Genomic DNA, 20,872 nt, shown 5'->3' on the forward strand with positions numbered 1-20,872 from the left:
AGCACACCATGACCGCTCGTCACACCTTCTCCCGCCGTGCCTTCGGAGCCGCCGCCCTCACCGGGGCCGGCGCCGCCGTGGCGCTGCCGGCCGTCGCCCACGCCGACCCCGGCACCCCCGTCCACCCCGCGCGCATCGACGAGATCCTCGCCGGCATGAGCATCGAGCAGAAGATCGGCCAGCTGTTCGTCGCCGTCGGCTACGGCTCCACCGCTGACGCACCGCACCCCTCGAACACCGCCACCACCGGCGTGGACACCATCGCGGACATCGTCCGCACCCACCACGTGGGCGGCTTGATCTACTTCGTGTGGAGCGACAACCTCCAGGACATCGAGCAGATCGCGACCCTCTCGAACGCCGTCCAGGACGCCGCCCTCGAGAGCAGCGGGATCCCGCTGGTGATCAGCGCCGACGAGGAGCGGGGCCTGGTCCATCGTCTGCCGGCCCCGGCGACCCCGCTGCCGGGCCAGATGGCCCTCGGCGCCACCGGCTCCTGGGCCCACGCCCGCAAGACGGGGGACATCATCGGCGCCGAGGTGCGGGCCGCCGGCCTCCACCAGACCTTCTCCCCGGTGGTGGACGTCAACGTCGAGGCGCGCAACCCGGTGATCGGGGTGCGCTCGCTGGGGGCGGACCCGCAGGCGGTCGCGCTCCTGGCCGCCGCACAGATCCGCGGCATCCAGGGGGCACGCTGCTCGGCCGCGGCCAAGCACTTCCCCGGGCACGGCGATACCGCGACCGACTCCCACGTGGGGCTGCCCGTCATCGACCACACCCGCGAGGAGCTCGACCTCCTCGACCTGCCACCCTTCATCGGCGCGATCGAGGAGGGCGTGGACACCATCATGACCGCGCACATCATGGTCCCGGCGCTGGACGACTCCGGGGTCCCCGCCACCCTCTCGCACCCGATCCTCACCGGTCTGCTGCGCGAGGAGCTCGGCTTCGAGGGCGTGATCGTCACCGACTCCCTGCAGATGGAGGGTGTGCGCACGCTGTTCGGCGACGATCGCGTCCCGGTCGAGGCGATCCTCGCCGGCGCCGACCAGATGCTGATGCCGCCGGACCTCGTGGTCGCGATCGGCGGTGTGCGCGACGCGGTCGCCAGCGGCGAGATCACCGAGGAGCGGCTGGATCGGTCGGTGCGGCGCCTCCTCGCCCAGAAGCTGCGCCGCGGCCTCTTCCAGGAGGTCCACGTGGATCCTGCGACCGCGGCCGACGCGCTCGGCACCGACCGTTCGCTGCGCACCGCCCGGAAGATCGCCGAGGACTCGATCACCCTGATCGCCGACGACGCGGACCTCGTGCCCCTGTCGGCAGGCACTTCGGTGCTGGTCACCGGCTATGGCTCCGCGGGCATGATGGACGTGGTCGCCGGGGCGCTGGCGGCGCACGGGCTGGAGGCGACCGTCCTCGCGGACGCGAGCCCGGAGCAGGCCGCCGCCGCGGCGGCCGCCGTGGACGTCTCGCTGGTGTTCACCCGGTCCTACACGTTCGAGACCGCCGCCGCCGAGGTCGCGATGGTCCGGGCGCTCGCCGCGACCGACACCCCCGTGATCCACACCGCGCTGCGCAATCCCTACGACATCGTGCACGTGGGCCCGGTCGCGGCATCGCTCGCCACCTACAGCACCACGCACTGCAGCCTCGAGGCGCTCGTCGGGGTGCTCGCCGGGGACGTGACCCTGCAGGGCACGCTGCCGGTCCCGATCCCCACGGCCGACGGGACGGGGGAGGCGTACCCGATCGGGCACGGCTTGCGCTGACGAGGAGCCGCCGAGGACTCCTCAGGCGTGCGGCGCGGGCGCGGAGGCCTCGCGCGCCCGCCGCTCGGCCGCCTCGCGGGCGAGCCGCTGCCGCCGGGCCTTCACCCAGGCCGCGGTGAAGACCACCCCGGCCACCAGCAGCACCGCCGTCATCAGCGTCATCACCACCAGATACGTCACCTGCAAGCTCACCAGCGACAGCAGGGCGCTGGAGGTGATGATGCCCAGGGCGTTCGCGGTGCGCAGCTGGGCGAAGACCTCCGCGCGATGCTCGGGCGCGACCAGCGTGTCCAGCACCAGGGAGTAGAAGGTGGACAGCGGCGCCAGCACGGCACCGACCAGCAGGGCCCCGATCACGGTGGCGGTCACCGAGTGCCCGAAGCCCACCGCCGCGACGCCGAGGGCGGTCACCGCGAGCCAGGCCAGCACGGTGCGGCGGCGCGGCATCCGATTGTGGACGCTCACCCAGACCCCGCCGAGGATCGAGGTCACGCAGAGGGCGACGGGGAACAGCACGCCCCATGTGGCCGGCAGGCCGAACCCCACCGCGAGGGAGACGGCGCCGATCTCGATGGCGGCGATCGAGCCGGCGCTCGCCCCGCCGCACGCCAGCCACAGCAGGATCATCGGGGTCAGCCGCAGGTGGCTGCGGCGCTGCGCCGGGCCCGGCGCGGTGGCGGTCGCGATCCGCGGCAGCAGCAGCACCGGCCCCATCCCCAGCACCGCCATCGCCCAGGCCGCGGCCTGCGGCGAGATGCTGCCCAGCGCCGCAGCGAGCACCGGGGCGCTGACGAAGATGACCTCGTTGACCGTGGCGGCGACCCCGAGCGCCCGCGGCAGTCGCGCCGCGGCCACCAAGTGGTTCAGTACCGCGCGCAGGGTCCCGTAGGCGGCGCCGTTGACCAGCCCTGCGAGCGCGGCACCGGCCACCACCAGCGGGAAGGGGGCGCCGAGGCCGGCGAGCACGGCGATCGCCACCAAAGCGAGCGTGCGCAGGCCGATCAGCACCCGCAGGAAGGGGACCGGGGGGAAACGGCGGCCGAAGCGGGTGATCGGCACCGCGCCGAGCACCTGCGCGATCGTCATCGCGAGCATCATCGCCGCACCGCTCGCGGCATCACCGGTCAGCGGCAGCGCGATCAGCGAGAACGCGATCGGCGCGGCGGCCTGCGGGAACGCGAAGGAGCCGTAGGAGGCGAACCAGCGCAGCAGAGGCCCGCCGGGCCGACGCACCGGGGTGTGCGCGGCGGGGGCGAGAGCGGTGTGTCCGGCCATGGGGGACCTCCTTCGACGGGTGGGGAGCAGGGACGATGCCACTACTGCGCAACATAGTGCGCATGCCAGGTGGTGCGCAATATAGTTCCCGTCACTCGCGCTAGGCTTCGGGGGACGGTGGACAGCGACGTGAGCGGCGAGGCGGCCAGGAGGTCCGGGATGAGCGGAGGGATGCGGCCCGCGGTGGTCGAGCAGCTCGGCGAGCGGATCCGCTCCGCCCGTCAGGAGCTGGACCTCAGCGTCGGTGCGCTCGCCGAGCTCAGCGAGGTCTCCCGCCGCATGCTCACCCAGATCGAGCTCGGCCAGGCGAACCCCTCGGTCGCGATCCTCGACCGCATCGCCGCGGGTCTGGGCACCACCTTCGCCGCCCTGATGGGGGTCGGGGCAGGGGATGCCCCCGAGGGCGTCGAGATCTGGTCCACCAGCACCGGCAGTTGGGCCGTGCTGCTGGACGCCGTGGACACCGAGACGCTCTCCGTCGAGACCTGGAAGTGGAAGCTGCTGGGCCAGGACGTCTACGAGGGCGGCGGAGGCATCCCGCTCCCGGGCCTCATGCATCACGTGGTCGAGGGGGCGCTCGAGATCGAGACCGCCGAGGCCGTGGAGGTAATCGAGGCCGGCGGCTCCGGCCGGGTGACCACCGGCGGGCCCTACCGCTGCCGTGCGCACCAGGGGCAGGCAGCGGTGTACTTCAGCGTGGCCCTGCTCGCCCGGCCGGCGCGGGGTGGAGCTGGCGCTACGGTGGGGAGCCCGACGATCGAGGAGGCACGTCATGAGTGAGAGGTTCTCCGTCGGCGACCATGTCGGCTGGAACTCCGAGGCCGGGCAGGTCTCCGGCACCATCACCGAGGTCCACACGCAGGACTTCGAGTACAAGGGCCATACCCGCCGTGCGAGCGAGGACGAGCCCCAGTACGAGATCGCCAGCGACAGGACCGACCACATCGCCGCCCACAAGGGCTCCGCGCTCCATCTGCTCAGCAGCTAGAGCGCGGAGGTGCACCGATTCCCCGGAATCACGGACGGGGCAGGGGCACTGCCTGCATACTGAGGTCCATGATGTCGACGGCGGGGCACAGCACCGGGTGGCGCGGACCGGTCACCGATCAGGAGGTCTCCGGCCTGCACGCCGCAGCCTTCGGTCACGCCGAGGAGCTCGTGCACCGTACGATCGAGGAATGCCGCACCTCCTCCGTGGACTGGCTCCACGTCGACTTCGAGGCCGATCTGGGACCCTTCACCATGACCGAGGGACTGTTCCGCCGCAGCTCCGCGGGGATCATGAAGGTCTGAGCCCTGCCGTAGTCTGGACGCATGAGCTCCACGTCCCGCCGCCTCGGCTCCCTGACCGTCTCCGCCCCGGGCCTGGGCGCCATGCCGCTGTCGATGGGGCGCGGCGAGCCCGCTCCGCACGACCGCCACCGTCCACGCCGCCCTCGACGCCGGGATCACCCTGCTCGACACGGCCGACATCTACGCCCCCAGCTGGGACACCATGGGCCATAACGAGCGGATCGTCGCCGAGGCGCTGCGCAGCTGGGAGGGGGACCGCTCCTCGGTGGTGGTGGCCACCAAGGGCGGCATCACCCGCTCCGCGGAGGGCGGTGGTCGTGACGGCTCTGCCGCCTACCTCCGCTCCGCGCTCGAGAAGTCGCTGACGGCGCTCAGCACCGACACCATCGACCTGTACTACTGGCACCGCCCCGACCGCAGCATCCGCTACGCCGACGGCGTCGAGGCGCTCGCCGCCCTGCAGCAGGAGGGCCTGATCCGCGAGGTCGGCATCTCCAACGCGAACGTCGAGGAGATCGACGTGGCGCGCGATGTGCTCGGGGAGGGTGGCCTCGCCGCCGTGCAGAACGAGTTCTCCCCGACCTTCTTCCACACCAGCCGCCACGAACTCGCGCACTGCGGCGAGCACGGCATCACGTTCGTGCCCTGGTCGCCGCTGGGCGGCACCGGCGGCGGCGCGAGCTCCGTGGGGGAGCGGTTCCCGCAGCTCCGGCGCATCGCGGAGACCCATGGGGTGAGCCCGCAGCAGGTGGTCCTGGCCTGGGAGCTGTCCCTGGGTGACCATGTGCTCCCGATCCCCGGTGCCAGCCGTCCCGCGTCGATCACCGACTCCGCCGCCGCCATGGGCCTCGAGCTCACCGCCGCGGAGCGGGAGGAGCTGGACCGCATCATCGCCTGACGGTGAGGCACATCCCGTGGCGGATCCCGGCCGCGTAGCGTGTCCGTGTCCACGTCGGGAGAGGAGCACGGCATGAGCACCACGCCTGCAGGAAGCGGGGCGGCCCACGTGGCCTGTTCGGTGTGACCCGGCGTGCCCGGCACGCCGTCACGACCGCTTCCTGAACTCTCCCCGCGCACAGCGTGGCCGTCCGCGTCGGACCGGTGCTGCGCGCCTCCCGTGAGGTCCCCATGATCCCCCTGACCGAATCCCTGATCCGCAGCTCTTTCGTCAACGCCAGCAAGGGGGACGCCAAGCGCGCCCTGCTGCCGGACCTCGACGCCGTCGCCTGGGAGCGCCTGGACCTGCTGGGCTGGCAGGACGCCAAACGCCCCAAGCTCCACTACGTGAGCCTCGAGCTCGACGACGAGATCGCGACCATCATGCTGCGCGGCACCGAGCGGCCACCGGGGAAGAAGCTGCTGTGCTCCTGGTGCGAGGACATCGTCGACGGCATCCGGGCGGCGAGCTTCGTGGCGCCGCTCGGTGGTGAGTCCGGCCGACGAGGCAACACCATCGGCACCGCCATCTGCGCCGACCTGCGCTGCTCGCGCAATGTGCGCCGGGCGCCGTCGTCCTTCGAGCTGCGCTCTGAGGACCCGGCGCTGCTGGCCCACCATCGCGAGCAGAAGATCGCCGGCCTGCGCGAGCGGTCGGCGCGCTTCGTCCGCGCCGTCAGAGCAGGCTGATCGGCTCGTCCTGCTCGAGATGCACGACGACGTCCGCCCGGTCGCGGGTCGCCGCGACCCGGCGGGCGTTGTCCTCATCGGTCCCCAGCGCCCAGTCCCGGGCCTGCTGCGGTGACTTCCCGAAGCGTTCGTGCCGCTCGGTCAGCCGCCGACGGCGCAGCTCCTCGGGCACCTCGACGAACCAGCGTGCATCCAGCAGCGCACCGATGTGCCCCCAGGGTCCCTGCTCGCGCAGCAGATAGTTCCCCTCGGTGATGACCAGCGGCACTGCGGCGGGCACCTCGATCGCCCCGGCCAGGGGCTGGTCGAGGTCCCGTTCGAACAGCGGGGCCCACACCGGCGGATCCTGCGGCCCCGCCGCGCGCAGACGCTGCAGCAGCGCCACATAGCCCGCGGCATCGAAGGTGTCCGGCGCGCCCTTGCGCTCGGCTCGGCCCAGCCGATGGAGCGCCGCGTCCGCGAGGTGGAAGCCGTCCATCGGCACCACCGCGCAGGAGCCCTGGGGCAGGCGTGCGGCCAGCAGCGCGGTGAGCGTCGACTTCCCGGCCCCGGGCGCGCCCGTGAGCCCGAGCAGCCGCCGCCCGCCGCTGCGCCGCGCCTGGTCCAGCAGGGTCAGCGCGGCGGTGACCGCCTGCTCAGTGCCGATCCCCTCAGGCTTGCTCATGCAGCTCCACCTCGACCACCTCTCCGCGCAGCGGCAGGTGCATCAGGATCCGCGCGGGCGCCCGGCCCGCCGCCGCCAGTGCGCGGGAGTAGGTCGCCATCTGCCCCAGGTAGTTCTCCCGGACGTGCTCGACCGGCTCCTGCCCCGGATACGACTTGTGGTCCACCAGCACGATCTGCCCATCGGGCAGTCGCAGCAGGGTGTCGACCCAGCCCTCCATCACCTGGTCGTCCTCGTTCCACCAGGTGATCGGCTGTTCGCTGAGCTGCTCGGCCCCGGGGAACTCCGCCTCGAGGAAGCGCGCCCAGGCCGCCCCCGCCTTCCGCAGCACGCCGGTATCGATTGCCCGGGAGACCGCCCAGCGCTCCACCAGCCGCGCGGCCGCCGACTCCTGCTGCGCCTCATCGAGGTGCGCGAGCGGCAGCGCGAGGTAGGCGTGGACCGCCTCCCCGACCCGCTCCCACTGCGGACCGCCGCCGGGGACCAGGCGACGTCCGATCCTCCGCGGCGCGAGCACCTGGCCCAGGTCGTCGACGGAGGTGACGCCGGAGGCCTGGAACCGGGCCCTGGCCCGCTCAGCCCGCACGGGCACCGGCCCGGTCAGGTCCGTCGCCGCGAGCGGGCTGCGGCGGGCGCGGTAGCTCGCGGCCTCCCCGGCGAGCTCGCCCTGGGGCGTGCGCACCACGGCCGGCAGGGACCTGCCGCCGCGCACCCGGATCGCCTCGCCCCCGGCGGACCAGCCCAGCAGCGGCTCCGCCTCCTCGTCGGTCGCCGGCACCAGTTCGTCGAGGACCGGTGCCGAGCCGTTGCCGCTGAGCACGGTGACGTCGGCCGACCGGGTGAAGGCGACGTACTGCAGGCGCCCGGACTCCTCGCGCTCGGCCCCGGCACGACGCCGCGCATGCGCGGACTCCGCCAGACCCGCCTGCAGGGGCGCGTACCGCGGCAGCACGCCGGGCCAGTACCGCGGGGAGCGGTCCGCGAGCGGCGCGGCGACATCGAGCTGCGGGGCGGGGACGACGAAGCTTCCCGCGGTCTGCGCGCGCTCGGTGGGGTCGTGGTCGAGCATCACCACCACCTGCGACCACTCGAGCCCCTTGGCGCCGTGGATGGTGCCCACCCAGACGGTGTCCGGGGTGCCGGTGAGATCGGGGCCCTGCTCCACCCCATCGAGCTCGATCCGCAGTCCGGTGAGCGTGATGGGGGCGGAGTCGGCCCGGGCGCGGTCCGCGTACTGTGCGGCGACCTTCCGCAGCGCGTCCAGGGTGCGCAGGCGCTGATCGGGGGTGGACCAGGCACGGATCCGCTCGGGGAGGTCCAGCGCGTCCACCACGGCGGTGATCATCTCCACGGGGGTCAGGGAGATGCAGTCCTCGCGCAGGTCCCGCAGTCCGGCGAGAGCCGCATCCTGCCACCAGTGCTCGAACACCCGGCGGCGACCGTCCCGGTCCGGTGCCTCGGCGAGGTCCCCGAACCAGGAGTGGTGGGCGGCGTGGTCGGGAAGCAGGTCCACCAGCTCGGTGAGGGCGAGGGTGTCGGAACGGTCCAGCGTGACCGCGAGCGCGGCCCGCACCAGGCGTCCCTCCCGGGAGGCGAGGATCGGCACACCCTCTCCCGAGACCGGCACTCCCCGCGCGCCGAGCGCCTCGACCACCTCGGCGGCGCGGCGATTGGAGCGCACCAGCACGGCGATGTCCGCGGGGGAAGTGCCGGGCCTGTCGAGCAGGGCGACGATGCCGTCCGCCACGGCGGTCGCGTGCTGCGGATAGGTGAGCTTCTTGGGCACCTCGGGCAGCCAGGCCTCCAGCCGACCGGGGGCATGCCCGGCCCGCGCCCTCTGCGCGACCGCCTGCGGGGCCGCGTCCATCACCACGCGGTGGCGCGGCAGCTCCGGGAAGACCTGCGGGAACACGGCGTTGACCAAGTCGAGCACCGGCTCCTGCGAGCGCCAGGAGTGCTCGAGGTCGCGCACCGACGCCGTGCCCAGGCCGGACTCGCCGCTCTCGATCCGCTCCATGATGCCGAGCATCAGGGCCGGATCCGCGTCACGGAACCCGTAGATCGCCTGCTTCGGGTCGCCCACCCAGATCTTGTCGTCGATCAGGCGCGACAGCTCCAGGAAGAGCGCCAGCTGGACGGGGGAGGTGTCCTGGAACTCGTCGACGGCGAGCAGGCGGAAGCGGGAGCCGATCACCGCCCGCGCGCGGGCAGAGGTGCGCACCAGGTCGAGGGTCCGCACTTCCTGGTCGACGAAGTCGATGAGGCCCAGCTCGTCCTTGTAGGCCCGGTAGGCATCGAGGGAGTCCGCTGCGGTGCCCATCACCAGCTCGATGAGGGAACGGATGTCCTCGTGCAGCACGGGACTGGCCAGCAGCTCGGCCTCCACCGTCCCCGCCACCCCCAGCAGTGCGAGGTCGACGTCCTTGCTGTACACATAGCTCTTCGCGGAGGGATCGGCGGCCTTCCCGGAGGCGACGGCGGCGAGCTTCGCCCAGGCGGACCACGGCGCCCGCGACGGGTCGGCGACCTGGCGGCGCAGCGCATCCAGCGACTCGAGGCGCGTGCGGACCGTGCCCGCCCCCTTCTCGGTGAACGGTCCGTCTCCTGCCTCGGAGCTGCGCAGCTCGGCCCAGAGACCGTCGAGAGCAGTGTCGAGCAGGGAGGACCAGGCCGAGCGGCGGTCCTCGGACGCCGCCGGCGGCAGCGCCGCCTGGCGGTACTCCTGCCAGGCGGCCGCAGCGCCGCGGCGCAGGGCTGCGGCATCCAGCAGGTTGGTGCGGGCCCGGGCGGCGAGGTCGCGCACGTGCGCCCGCCAGGACGGGGTGGTGGCGAAGGGCCGGTCCGGGTCCTCCTCGCCGTCGTGCTCGGTGCGGGCCAGCAGGTCCGACGCCCGGGTGCCGGCGAGGGCCGCGGTCTCGTCGATCGCGGCGCGGAAGGCGATCTTCTGACGGTCCTGGTCGAGCACCTGCACGTCGGGGGAGATCCCGGCGTCGAGCGCGAATTCACGCAGCAGGTCGCCGGAGACCGAGTTCACGGTGCTGATCAGGGCGCTGTCGATGCCGCGTGCGGCCTCGAGCTGCCCGCGCTCGAGCAGGGTGCGGCGCACCCGGTCCCGCAGCTCGGCGGCGGCCTTGGTGGTGAAGGTGGTCGCGATCAGCTCGGAGGGATCGAGCCCCTCGGCGATCCGCTGGGCGATCTCGTGGGTGAGCGTATGGGTCTTGCCGGACCCGGCCGAGGCGTTGATCAGGGTGAAGGTGGGGCTCATCGCCAGTCTCCCGTCAGCCCGCAGAGCTGGGCATGCTCGCTGCCGGCGCAGTGGTTCTCGACCAGCAGGCCGCCGGCCTCGCGGGCCGCCTGTCGGGCCTTGGAGGTGGCGCGGCTGCGCCGGTCCCAGGAGGCATCGGGACCGAGACCGGCACCGTCCAGCAGCTCTCGGCAGCCGGCACGCACGGTGCCTGCCGCGATCTCGTCGAGCACCTCGGTCACAGCGGCCTCCATCCGTCGCCACGACTCGGCGAGGTCCATCGGGGAGCGCCGGTGCGGGTCCAGTGCCGGGTCCGCCGAGACGAACTCGCCGCTGCGCAGCAGGAAGTAGCCGACGTCCGCGGGCGGGGAGCCGGGATCGTCCTGGCCGAGGGACCAGGCGTAGGAGGCGAGCTGGATCGCCTCGCCGGTGTCGAAGAGGTCCCCGTAGCGGGTACGGCTGCGGGACCACTTCAGGTCCAGCACGGTCGCCCGGCCGTCCGCATCGACGGCGTCGACGTCCCGGCTGCCGCGGAACTGCACGGTGTGCTCCCCGCCTGCGAGCGGCAGGGTCCAGGGCACGGCGAAGTCGGTCTCGGTGCCGGTGATCCGCAGCCCGGCGCGGGCGGTGCCGGTGAACAGCTCGCGCAGGGACCGCACGGCATGCTCGCGCACCTCGGTCCGTTCGGCACGGCGGCCGGGCAGGTCCAGCTCGGAGGCGAGCTGGGGGACCAGCGCGTCGAAGGTCGCCTCGATCTCCTGCGGGGCGGGCACGTCGAGCGCGGCTCCGCCCAGCCCGGGATCGAAGCGCTCCTGCACCAGCGTCTCGACGACGGCATGCAGCAGGGTGCCGATCATCCTCGCACCGGTGGGCAGCACGGCGACCTCGGCCGGGCGGATGCCGAGCGCGTACTCGAGCGCCCAGTGCCGGGGGCAGGCGAGCAGGGAGGAGACCTGCGTGAAGGACAGCCGCTCCGGCAGCAGGTGCGATGCCGGACGGAGCCGGCGCACGAGCTCCTGCGGCGGCGCGGGCTGCTGCGCGGCGGGCACCGTCACCGGCAAGGACCGCCCGGCGAGGTGCCACCGATCGCCCTCCACGAGCTGTTCGGGAGCCAGTCGCGAGCGGCCGGATACGGCCTCGAGATGGGCGAGCAGGCCGCTGGGCCCCGGCGTCTCCTCGCAGCGCGGGCCGGGCAGTACGACCACCACGGTGTCGGCGCGGCGCAGCCCCGCGAGATCGGCGTCGACCTGCAGGGCGGCGACCTTCGCGGCGTCGAGGACGCGGCCGCCGGCGGCCTGCAGCGCCGCGACCTCCGCCCGGTCCCAGCGCATCGTGCGCGGGGCGTCGTCGGCCGACGGCCCCCACCACAGCACCATCCCCCCACCGGCGGGCAGCTGGGCGGGGCGGGTGGTCACGGACCAGTCGGAGACCTCGCGGACCGCACGCGGCGACGGGCCGGAACCGCCGCAGCTGTCGATGATCTGCTGCAGGGTGCGACGGGCGAGCGGCACCTCCGGATCCAGCATGCCCAGCACCCGCTGCAGCACCTGGACCTGGGCGAGGCTCGCCAGCAGCTCGCCCTCCCCGCGGGCGACGGCGCGCAGCCGCTCCACGAGCCAGTCGAGCCGCTGGGACACGTCCCGGGGCCGCAGCCCATCGACCGCGAGAGGCGCGGAGACCAGGCGGTCGATCTCCCGCGCCGCCGCGAGCGGCTTCTCGAGCCCGTCGGCCTCGAGCTCCGTGAGAGCCTGGCGCCACGCCGGCCCGCCGATCCCCGGCTCGCGGCCGAGCGCCTGCAGCAGCCGGCGACGGGCGGCCGCGGGCACCAGGCCCACGGGCTCGGCATCGCCGTCGGCCCCCGGGAGCACCCGCAGATCGAGCAGGGCGGCCAGCTGGTGGACGTCCACCGGAGCGGTCGCGACGTCGAGGAACAGCCCGAGGACCTGATGGTGCGCCCGGTCGCGGGAGGGGCGCACGTGCCCGATCGCCGGCAGTCCGCGCCGGTGCAGCGCTCGGTCCAGCACATCGGTGTCCGTCGAGGCGAGCACGGTCACCGGCTGCTCTCCGCCGGCGGCCAGGAAGCGGGCGGCGGCATCGGCCGCGGACCACTCGTCCAGCGCCTCGACCACCTGCAGGGCCGGGGCATCGGAGAGCTGCTGCACGGCGTCCACGCAGTGCACGCCCGCAGCTGCCAGCGCCGCCAGCAGCCGCGGCCACATCCCGGGCAGCTCCGCAGCTGCCTCCTGCAGCACGATCTCCTCGATCCCCAGCGGCCATCCCGCCGCCTCCTCCTCGAGCAGCGCGATCACCTCGGCAAGATCATCCGCCGCGGCGGGGGCGAGGGTGCCCCCCACGCCGACGCTCAGCGAACGCTCCAGGGCACGCACGCTCGCCAGCCGCGCGGGCAGCTCACCCTCCGCCGCGGCCGGCCGCCAGCCGGCCTCCACCGCGGCATCGCGCCAGCGCAGCAGCTGCGCTGAGGTGCTCCAGGGGTCCACGGCGAAGGAGCGCGAGGGCCAGAACTCCTCGTTCGTGCCGAGGTGGTCACGGAGCAGCTCCATGTACTGGGCGATTCGCACCGCCTGCTCCGCCCCCGGGCGGGTCAGTCCCAGGCGCGCCTGCAGCAGCTGCACGAGCCCGCGGGGCCCCAGCCGGACCCGGCCCTGCATCCCGCCACGGGCGTCGGCCCAGGCGGCACCGTCGGCGGTCCATCCGAAGTCGATCAGCATCGTTGCCAGCCCTTTCCATCGCTGCCCCTACCTTAGGGGCGCGGACCGACACCCCGGGACGGCCGAGGGCCCGGGACGCCACTGGCGCCCCGGGCCCTCGATCGGGACAGGATCAGAACTGGTCAGCAGATCCCGGGTGTGCCCACGGCGGCTGCTGCGAGGTCTGAGCCTGCTGCCGCGCCTCGCGGGCCTGCTGCTCCGCATGCTGCCGGGCCTGAACGGCGCGAGCCTCCACCTGCTCGCGCTGTTGATCCTCCGAGGCGCGGCGACGGTCCTCGACGGCATCCGCGTCGGCGTCCTTGCTCGCCTCGGCGGCGGCCTGCGACTGCAGCATCGCGGTGCGGATCTCGTCGCCCATGGCGCCGACGGCGCCGGGGTTCGAGGGCAGGTACAGCACGTTGGAGCGCGAGTTGCGGGCCACGTCCTGCATGGTGTCGAAGTACTGCGTCATCAGCAGCAGCTGCTCGGCAGAGTTCTCGATGCCCACCTTGCGCAGCATCTCGTACTGCTCGGCGATGCCCAGCGCGATCGCCTTGCGCTGTGCGGCGACGCCCTCACCCTGCAGACGCTTGGACTCGGCCTCGGCCTCGGCCTGGGTGACGCGCTTGATCTTGTCCGCCTCGGCGAGCGACTGGGCTGCGACCCGGTCGCGCTGGGCGGCGTTGATGGAGTTCATCGAGTCGCGCACCCGCTGGTCCGGGGAGATGTCCTGGACCAGGGTGTTGATGATGTAGAAGCCGAACTCCTGCATGCGCTCCGAGAGCGTGGTCTCGACGCTGCGGGCGATGTCGTCCTTTGACTCGAAGGCCTGGTCCAGCTCGAGACCGGACAGCGCCGAGCGCACGGTGTCGAACACGTAGGAGCGGATCTGCGCCTCGGGGTTCGACAGCTTGTAGTACGCGTCCACGACCTGCTCGTCGCGGATCTTGTACTGGACCGCGACCGGCACGTTGACGAACACGTTGTCCTTGGTCTTGGACTCGATGTTCACCTCGAGCTGCTGCACGCGCAGCGAGACCGGGCGGGTGGTGTTGTCGATGAACGGGGTCTTGAAGTTCAGACCGGCCTGCGCGACCCGCTTGAACTTGCCGAACCTCTCGACGATGACCGCTTCCTGCGTGTGCACTGTGAACATCAGCGAGGTGCGCAGCCCGCCGAACAGCAGTGCCGCGACGATCGCGAGCAGTATCAGGATCCCCACGACCACGATCAGGACGATGATGGCGCCTTCCATGTGGTCCCCCACTTTCTCTAGTGATGACGTCTGTGACCCACGCTACCAACCGTGAGGGGCTCCGGTCACCGCAGCTCGAGCTCGCTCTCGATCCGTCGGGCGATCCGCACCGGCGGGACCAGGGGGGCGTAGCGTCGCAGCACCTTCCCCTCCCCGTCGATGAGGAACTTGGTGAAGTTCCAGGCGATGCGCCCCCCGACCACCCCGGCCTTCTGCGCGCACATCCACCTCCACAGCGGATGCGCGGTGGGCCCGTTGACGTCGATCTTCGAGAACAGTGGGAACCTGACGTCGTAGGTGGAGGTGCAGATCTCGTGCGTCTCCTCATCGGTGCCGGGGTCCTGATGGAACTGGTCCGAGGGGAAGCCGAGCACCGTGAAGCCGTGCTCGGCGTAGCGGTCGGTCAGCTCCTGCAGGCTCGTCAGCTGCGGGGTGAAGGCGCACTCGGTGGCGATGTTGACGACGAGGACCAGACGCCCGCGGTACTCACTCATCTCCCGGCGCACACCATCGATGGTGAGCGCGGAGAAGTCGTGGAAGGTCGGCTCGGCCATGATCTCCTGACTCGGAACGAAGGTGACGTGCGCCTCCATCGTAGGGCTCGGTCCTGGACGCGAGCCGGGACCGCGGACTCATGCTCCGCCGTCTGCCTGAGCTCCTGCCGCTCGTTCCTCGCAGCTCGTCGCTCAGGCGAGGAAAGCATCGACCTCGGCGCGGGTGGGGGCGCTCTCGGTCCCGCGCCGGGTGACCACGATCGCCGCTGCGGCGTTCGCCCGGGTGGCGGCGGATTCCCAGTCCGCGCCGAGCGCCCGCTCGGCCAGCAGCACCCCGGTGTGGGTGTCGCCGGCGCCGTTGGTGTCCACGGCCGTCATCGGGAAGGCGGGGATCTCGGTGCCGCGACCGTGATGGAACACCAGGCAGCCGCGGTCGCCGTCGCGCACGATGACGACCGCCCCGGGACGCAGGCGGCGACGGAGCGCCTCCGGGGTGTCCTCGAGCGCATCGAGATCGGTGAGCGCCCGTGCCTCGTCGGCGTTCGACGTCCACACCGTGGTCCGGGCCAGCACCCGCTCCTGGACCTCGCGCGGGAAGTCCGCGAAGGGGGCGCCGGGATCGAGCACCACGTCCACGCCCGCGGGCAGCGCCTCGAGGAACTCCAGCAGCGGCTCCCGGGTGGGCTCGAACAGGCTGTACCCGGAGACGCACACCAGGTCCCCGGGCTGCGGGTCGAGGCTCGCGAGCGAAGCGGCGGTGATCTGCCGCTCCGCCCCGTACACGGTGAGGAACGTCCGTTCGGCCGACGGCTCCAGCAGCACCGTGCAGTACCCGGTGTCGGCGTCGGGCCGCGGCGCATCGGAGAGGGCCACCCCGTCCCGGGCCAGCGCCTCCCGGATCAGATCGCCGGACGGGCCGGTGCCGTGCGCCCCGCCGTGCACCGCCACCGCTCCCGTGCGGGCGGCGGCGAGCAGCGTGGTGACGGCGCCGCCGGCGTACCTCTGCTCGCGGCGCACATTGGCATTGCCCCCGCGCGGGGGGAGGTCATCGATCTCGAGGATGACGTCGACGAGCGCCTGGGCGGTGTGGAGCACGCGGGACATGCGCCCGAGTCTAGGTGGGAGCATGGGGCGATGACCCCCGCTTCCCCCGCACCGCGCCGCCGCGGCCTGCTGCTCGCCCTCGTCGCCGTGCTCGCGATCGCCGCCCTGGTGGTCGGGTCCCTGCTGTGGCGCGACCGCTTCGGCTCCGGGGAGCAGGAGGCCGCGGGGCTGGCCGCCGCGCTCTCGGCGGGTGAGGCCCCGGACCAGGCCGAGCACGACCGGATCCTCGGCCCGCTGCTCGAGGCCGGCGCGGTCCCGCAGGTCTCGCTCGCCGATCCCGGCAGCGCCCGGGACGGCACCCGCACCGCCACGCTCGCCTGGACCTGGACTCTCCCGGACGAGGCCGGAACCTGGGAATACACCACAGAGGCGACCCTGCACCGCGGCGAGGACGGCTGGAGGGCCGATCTCGACCCCGCGGCCTACGCCCCCGCTCTCAGCGCGAGCGAGCACCTCGAGCTCACCACCCTCGACCCGGAGCTCGGCAGCCTCACCGATCGCGACGGCACCGTGCTGTTCAGCGAACTGCCGGTGATCACCCTGGGCCTGGACAAGACGCAGCTGGCCGCGGACGAGCTCGACGCCGCCGCGCGGGATCTCGCCGCACTGCTGGGCATCGACGCCGACCGCTTTGCGCAGAGCGTCGCGGGCCACGGCCCGGAGGCCTTCGTCGCGGCGCTGACGATCCGCGAAGAGGCCGCCGACGACTATCCGCTGGACGAGGCCGCACAGGTCACCGGGTACCTCGCCGTGGAGGGGACCCGGCCCCTGGCCGTCGAGCGCGGCTACGCGCCGGGTGTGCTCGGCTCCCTGCGGGAGGCCAGCGCCGAGGACATCGAGGACTCCGACGGGGAGCTCGAGGCCGGGGACCTGGTCCCCAGCGGCGGCGTGATCGCCGCGGCCCGCGACGAGGTCCTCGGCACCCCCGGCCTCGAGGTCCGCGCGGTCGACGAGCACACCGACGCCGCCCGCTCCCTGCACCGGATCGAGCCGGTCAGCGGCACCGCGGTGCCCACCACGCTGGACGACGACGTGCAGCGGATGGCCACCGCCGCGATCGCCGACGAGGACTCACCGTCGGCCGTGATCGTGCTGCAGCCCTCGACCGGGGACGTGCTCGCCTCCGCGCTCGGGCCAGCCGGCCAGTCCTACCCGGTGGGGCTCGTCGGCCGGTACGCCCCGGGCTCGACCTTCAAGGCGGTCACTGCACTGTCCCTGCTGCGCGCGGGGCTCACCCCGGAGACCGAGGTGCAGTGCCCCGAGACCGCGGTCGTCGCCGGGCGCAGCTTCAAGAACGCCGACTCGATGGACCCCGCCCTGTTCGGGACGATGCCGCTGCGCTCCGCGATCGCCCACTCCTGCAACACCGCGATGCTGCTGCAGCACGAGACGGTGGACCAGCCCACCCTCGCCGATGCCGCGACCACGCTGGGCATCGGCCAGGAGCCGCCGGCGGGCCTCGACGCCTTCATGGGCTCCGTGGACCCGGAGGACACCGGCGCCGAGCATGCCGCGGCGATGATGGGACAGGGCCGCGTGCTCACCTCACCACTGTCGATGGCGGTGGTGCTCGCGAGCGTGCAGCACGGGGAGACCGTCGCCCCGCGGATCCTCGCCGACCGGCAGCCGGTCACCCCCGAGGTGCCCACCCCGCTCACCGGTCAGGAGGCCGCGCAGATGCAGGAGATGCTGCGCGGCGTGGTGACCGACGGCAGCCTCGACGAGTTCGCGGACCTGCCCGGCGAGCCCGTGATCGGCAAGACCGGCACCGCCGAGTGGGTGGACGAGGACGGCGAGCTGGCGCTGCACTCCTGGGTGATCGTGGCCCAGGGCGACCGGGTGGTGGTGGCGTTCGTCGAGGACGGCGGCTACGGCTCGGTCACCGCCGGGCCGATCGCCCGCGAGGTGCTCGAGGGGATCTGATCCGGCGCACGACGGGCTCAGTACTCGATGCGGCCCTCGTGCGCCCGCCACGCCTCGAACGGCGCGATCGCCTCCATGTGACGATGCTGCGCCGTGGGCAGCCTGCCGCGGTGGATCGGAGATTCGAAGAACTCGTAGATCATCGCGTCGTCGAAACCGGCCCGTGTCGCATCGTCCCGCCCGGCGGCGAACACCACGCGCTCGATGCGCGCCCACAGCGCGGCGGCCAGGCACATCGGGCACGGCTCGCAGCTGGCATAGAGCACCGCGCCGTGCAGCTCATGGCGGCCGAGCTGCCGGCAGGCCTCACGGATCGCCGCGACCTCGGCGTGCGCGGTCGGGTCATGGTTCGCGGTGACCCGGTTGACGCCCTCGAATCGCCGGCCACCTGCGGTGACGATGACCGCACCGAACGGGCCGCCCCCGGCGTCGACGTTGGTGGTCGCCAGGTCGACGGCTTGCTGGAGCAGATCGGACTCGGCGGAGGAGCTCATGCCCCGTGATCCTTCCCCGCCGCCGGCGTCCTGTCCAGAGCGCGGGCCCTACAGCCCCGCCGCCACCTCGACCGCCTGACGGATCGCCCGCTCGGCGTCCAGCTCCGCGGCGACATCCGCCCCGCCGATCACGTGCACCCGCGGGGAGCGGCCCTTGCGGGCGGCGGTCACCTCGTGGGCCAGCTCGTCCACACTCACCTGCCCGGCGCAGACCACGATGGTGTCCACCGCGAGCACCGTCTCCTGCTCGTCCTCGGTGAGGTGCAGGCCCTGCTCGTCGACATGGCGATAGGTCACGCCGCGATGCTGGATCACGCCGGCGTGGCGCAGCTCCGCCCGATGCACCCAGCCGGTGGTGCGGCCCAGCCCCGCACCGATCCGGGTCTGTTTGCGCTGCAGCAGGTGGACCTCGCGCCGCGGCTCCTCGGTCGGACGAGCGGCGACGCCGCCGCGGTGCTCCTCATCGGCCGCGACGACGCCCCAGTGCTGCTTCCAGGTCTCGATGTCCAAGGTGGGGGAGGGGCGCGGGGCGCTGAGGAACTCGGCCACGTCCACCCCGATCCCACCCGCGCCGATGATCGCCACCCGCTGTCCGGCCTCGGCCCGGCCCTCGAGCAGGTCGGCGTAGCTGATCACCTGCGGCCCGCCGTCGGCCGGCAGCGTGATCTCGCGCGGGGTGACGCCGGTGGCGACGATGACGTCGTGGAAGCCGGCCAGGTCACGGGGTGTGGGTCGGGTCTCCAGGCGGATCCCGACGCCGGCGGCCGCCAGCCGCATCCGCCAGGACTGCAGCGCCTGGGCGTAGTCCTCCTTGCCGGGGATGCGGGCGGCCAGCCGCAGCTGTCCGCCGAGCTCGGCGGTGGCTTCGTAGAGGGTGACGATGTGGCCGCGCTCGGCGGCGGCGAGGGCCGCCTCGAGCCCGGCGGGTCCCGCGCCGACGACGGCGACCTTGCGGGCCCGCCGCTCGATCACGGGCTTCAGCACCAGCTCCGTCTCGTACCCGGCGCGGGGGTTGACCAGGCAGCTGGCCCGTTTCCCGACGAACACCTTGTCCAGGCACGCCTGATTGCAGGAGATGCAGGCGACGACCTGCGCGGCGCGGTCGCCTGCGAGCTTGCGGGGCAGATGCGGGTCCGCGAGCAGCGGGCGGGCCATGGAGACCAGGTCCGCCTGGCCGCCGGCGAGGACCTCGTCGGCGACCGCGGGATCGTGGATCCGGTTCGAGGCGATGACCGGCACGTCGACGAGTTCGCGCAGTGACGCGGCATTCTCGGCGAAGGCGGCGCGCGGCACGGAGGTGACGATCGTGGGGACCCGGGCCTCGTGCCAGCCGATGCCGGAGGAGAGCACATCCACGCCGCGCTCGGTGAGGCCGTGGGCGAGAGCCGTGGTCTCCTCCCAGGTCTGACCGCCCGGGACCAGATCCAGCAGGGAGATGCGATAGCTGAGCAGGGAGTCCTTGCCGATCGCCTCACGCACCGCGGCGGCCACGGCCAGCGGCATTGCCCGCCGACCCGCGGCCCCGCGCCCCCAGCGGTCCCGGCGCCGATTCGTGGCCGGAGCGAGGAACTGGTTGAGCAGATAGCCCTCGGAGCCCATGATCTCGACGCCGTCGTACCCGGCCCCGACCGCGAGGCGGGCCGCCTCGGCGAAGTGCTGGACGGTGCGGCCCACACCGCGGCGGGTCAGGCGCCGGGCGCGGAACGGGGAGAGCTTGGACTTCCCCGCGGCCGACGAGGCGGCCAGCGGATGGAAGGCGTAGCGACCGGCGTGCAGCAGCTGCAGCAGGATCCGACCGTCGGCCTCGTGGACCTCGCGGGTGATCACCCGGTGGCCGCGCAGGGTGCGGGCATCGGCCTGGGCGCCGCGCGGTGTGAGGCGACCGGTGCGGTCGGGGGAGAAGCCGCCGGTGACGATCAGCCCGACGCCGCCGCGGGCGCGTTCGCCGAGATAGGCGGCGAGCTTTGTCGCATCGGCCGGGCGATCCTCGAGACCCACGTGCATCGAGCCCATCACGATGCGGTTGCGCACCTCGAACCGCCCCAGGTCCAGCGGGGAGAGCAGGTGGGTGAAGGAGCGGCGCGCGGTCGGAGGAGGAAGCGGCACTGACATACGGCCGATTCTGCCAGCAGCCGCTGACGGAACTGCGGGAAGGCTCCGCTCGGGCGGGTCTCTCGGCCACTGCGTACCCTGGAGGACAACCCCTGTCACCGGAGCGAGGAGCCCCCATTGTCGTCGCGCATGCTGATCATCGTCGATGTCCAGAACGACTTCTGCGAAGGCGGTGCGCTGGGTGTCGAGGGCGGGGCCGAGGTCGCGGCCCGGATCGTCGGCCTCGTGCAGTCGCAGGGGGAGCGGTACGACCGCATCCTGGTCAGCCAGGACTGGCATCGCGGCGACACGGACAACGGCGGGCACTTCGCCGTGCCGCCCGCCGCACCGGATTTCGCCGACACCTGGCCGGTGCACTGCGTGGCGGGAACGCCCGGCGCGGCGCTGCACCCGGAGATGGCGGCGCTCGCCGAGGAGCTGGGCGAGCGGCTCGAGATCGTGCAGAAGGGCTACGGCATCCCTTCCTACAGCGTCCTCGAGGGCACGGTCGTCGCCACCGGTGAATCGGTGCAGCGTCTGCTCGCCGACGGCGACTGGGAGCAGATCGACGTGGTCGGCCTCGCCTATGACTTCTGCGTGCGGGAGACTGCGCTCGGCGCGGTCGCGGCCGGCGCTCCGGTGCGCGTGCTCAGCGATCTCACCGCTGCCGTGCATGCGGCGGGGATCCCCGCGCTCGAGCAGGAGCTGGCGGGGGCGGGCGTGGCGGTCACCGCCTCCTGAGGGCGAGGGGCGGTTCGGGGTGGGTGCGCCCTCGCCGGATCAGAAGGGCGGCGTGGTCTCGCCCAGGGTGGGGCCGGGAGGGATGATCCGGCGGGTGTAGCGGCCGGGGTAGGTGCGTCGGTAGGCGTTGGCGCGCTGCTCCGCGGCCCGTTCCGCGCGGGGGCGGGCCTGCTCCTCGGCATGGAGGCGCT

Annotated in this window: 16 protein-coding genes and 1 pseudogene; 8 read left to right on the forward strand and 9 right to left on the reverse strand. The window is 73.1% G+C overall.

The window, feature by feature from the left end; translation table 11 throughout:
- The first annotated feature begins 8 nt into the window (after positions 1 to 8).
- The gene (locus ACHUEU_RS11460; RefSeq protein WP_394216257.1) at positions 9 to 1,769 is read left to right on the forward strand and encodes a glycoside hydrolase family 3 protein; all 1,761 of its coding nucleotides are present in this window, start codon (positions 9 to 11) and stop codon (positions 1,767 to 1,769) included.
- Positions 1,770 to 1,790: 21 nt separating this feature from the next.
- Here the strand turns inward: ACHUEU_RS11460 and ACHUEU_RS11465 are convergent, their stop codons facing one another.
- Positions 1,791 to 3,044, reverse strand: coding sequence for an MFS transporter (locus ACHUEU_RS11465; protein WP_394216258.1), 1,254 nt, complete (start codon positions 3,042 to 3,044; stop codon positions 1,791 to 1,793).
- Positions 3,045 to 3,203: 159 nt separating this feature from the next.
- Between ACHUEU_RS11465 and ACHUEU_RS11470 the strand changes: the two genes are divergently transcribed.
- From ACHUEU_RS11470 to ACHUEU_RS11490, 5 genes and pseudogenes are all read left to right on the forward strand, one after another.
- Positions 3,204 to 3,824 carry a helix-turn-helix domain-containing protein gene (locus ACHUEU_RS11470; protein WP_394216259.1) on the forward strand — a complete coding sequence of 207 codons (621 nt, stop codon included), beginning with the start codon at positions 3,204 to 3,206 and terminating at the stop codon, positions 3,822 to 3,824.
- On the forward strand, positions 3,817 to 4,032 hold the full coding sequence (locus ACHUEU_RS11475) for a hypervirulence associated TUDOR domain-containing protein (protein WP_394216260.1): 216 nt from the start codon (positions 3,817 to 3,819) through the stop codon (positions 4,030 to 4,032). The genes ACHUEU_RS11470 and ACHUEU_RS11475 overlap by 8 nt, the downstream gene beginning before the upstream one ends.
- A gap of 68 nt (positions 4,033 to 4,100) precedes the next feature.
- Positions 4,101 to 4,337 carry a hypothetical protein gene (locus ACHUEU_RS11480; RefSeq protein ID WP_394216261.1) on the forward strand — a complete coding sequence of 79 codons (237 nt, stop codon included), beginning with the start codon at positions 4,101 to 4,103 and terminating at the stop codon, positions 4,335 to 4,337.
- 21 nt (positions 4,338 to 4,358) lie between these two features.
- A pseudogene (locus ACHUEU_RS11485) lies at positions 4,359 to 5,235 on the forward strand (aldo/keto reductase).
- A 230-nt stretch (positions 5,236 to 5,465) separates the two neighbouring features.
- Positions 5,466 to 5,963 carry an FBP domain-containing protein gene (locus ACHUEU_RS11490; protein ID WP_394216262.1) on the forward strand — a complete coding sequence of 166 codons (498 nt, stop codon included), beginning with the start codon at positions 5,466 to 5,468 and terminating at the stop codon, positions 5,961 to 5,963.
- On the opposite strand, the gene ACHUEU_RS11495 is transcribed toward ACHUEU_RS11490, so the two are convergent.
- The 6 genes from ACHUEU_RS11495 to ACHUEU_RS11520 form a co-directional block, all read right to left on the reverse strand.
- Positions 5,950 to 6,627: a nucleoside/nucleotide kinase family protein gene (locus ACHUEU_RS11495; protein ID WP_394216263.1), complete on the reverse strand. Its 678-nt coding sequence runs from the start codon at positions 6,625 to 6,627 to the stop codon at positions 5,950 to 5,952. The genes ACHUEU_RS11490 and ACHUEU_RS11495 overlap by 14 nt on opposite strands.
- Positions 6,614 to 9,892 (reverse strand): UvrD-helicase domain-containing protein, encoded by a 3,279-nt coding sequence (locus tag ACHUEU_RS11500; RefSeq protein WP_394216264.1) that lies wholly within the window; start codon positions 9,890 to 9,892, stop codon positions 6,614 to 6,616. Before ACHUEU_RS11500 ends, ACHUEU_RS11495 begins: the two co-directional genes overlap by 14 nt.
- Positions 9,889 to 12,600 carry a PD-(D/E)XK nuclease family protein gene (locus ACHUEU_RS11505; RefSeq protein WP_394216265.1) on the reverse strand — a complete coding sequence of 904 codons (2,712 nt, stop codon included), beginning with the start codon at positions 12,598 to 12,600 and terminating at the stop codon, positions 9,889 to 9,891. Before ACHUEU_RS11505 ends, ACHUEU_RS11500 begins: the two co-directional genes overlap by 4 nt.
- A gap of 112 nt (positions 12,601 to 12,712) precedes the next feature.
- A complete protein-coding gene (locus ACHUEU_RS11510) occupies positions 12,713 to 13,834 on the reverse strand; it encodes an SPFH domain-containing protein (RefSeq protein WP_394216266.1) in 1,122 nt (373 codons plus the stop codon).
- 65 nt (positions 13,835 to 13,899) lie between these two features.
- A complete protein-coding gene (locus ACHUEU_RS11515) occupies positions 13,900 to 14,388 on the reverse strand; it encodes a glutathione peroxidase (protein ID WP_394216267.1) in 489 nt (162 codons plus the stop codon).
- Positions 14,389 to 14,520: 132 nt separating this feature from the next.
- A complete protein-coding gene (locus tag ACHUEU_RS11520) occupies positions 14,521 to 15,432 on the reverse strand; it encodes a PfkB family carbohydrate kinase (protein ID WP_394216268.1) in 912 nt (303 codons plus the stop codon).
- Between the two features lie 30 nt (positions 15,433 to 15,462).
- On the opposite strand from ACHUEU_RS11520, the gene ACHUEU_RS11525 reads away from it, so the two are divergent.
- Positions 15,463 to 17,355 (forward strand): penicillin-binding transpeptidase domain-containing protein, encoded by a 1,893-nt coding sequence (locus tag ACHUEU_RS11525; protein WP_394216269.1) that lies wholly within the window; start codon positions 15,463 to 15,465, stop codon positions 17,353 to 17,355.
- Between the two features lie 17 nt (positions 17,356 to 17,372).
- Here ACHUEU_RS11525 and ACHUEU_RS11530 read toward each other — a convergent pair whose 3' ends face one another.
- A complete protein-coding gene (locus tag ACHUEU_RS11530; RefSeq protein WP_394216270.1) occupies positions 17,373 to 17,849 on the reverse strand; it encodes a nucleoside deaminase in 477 nt (158 codons plus the stop codon).
- 48 nt (positions 17,850 to 17,897) lie between these two features.
- Positions 17,898 to 19,961 carry an oxidoreductase gene (locus ACHUEU_RS11535; RefSeq protein ID WP_394216271.1) on the reverse strand — a complete coding sequence of 688 codons (2,064 nt, stop codon included), beginning with the start codon at positions 19,959 to 19,961 and terminating at the stop codon, positions 17,898 to 17,900.
- Between the two features lie 117 nt (positions 19,962 to 20,078).
- Here ACHUEU_RS11535 and ACHUEU_RS11540 point away from each other — a divergent pair, with 117 nt between their 5' ends.
- Positions 20,079 to 20,681, forward strand: coding sequence for an isochorismatase family protein (locus tag ACHUEU_RS11540; protein ID WP_394216272.1), 603 nt, complete (start codon positions 20,079 to 20,081; stop codon positions 20,679 to 20,681).
- The last annotated feature ends 191 nt before the right edge of the window (positions 20,682 to 20,872 follow it).

The sequence above is a fragment of the Brachybacterium vulturis genome (assembly GCF_043641765.1).
GTDB lineage: Bacteria > Actinomycetota > Actinomycetes > Actinomycetales > Dermabacteraceae > Brachybacterium > Brachybacterium vulturis_A.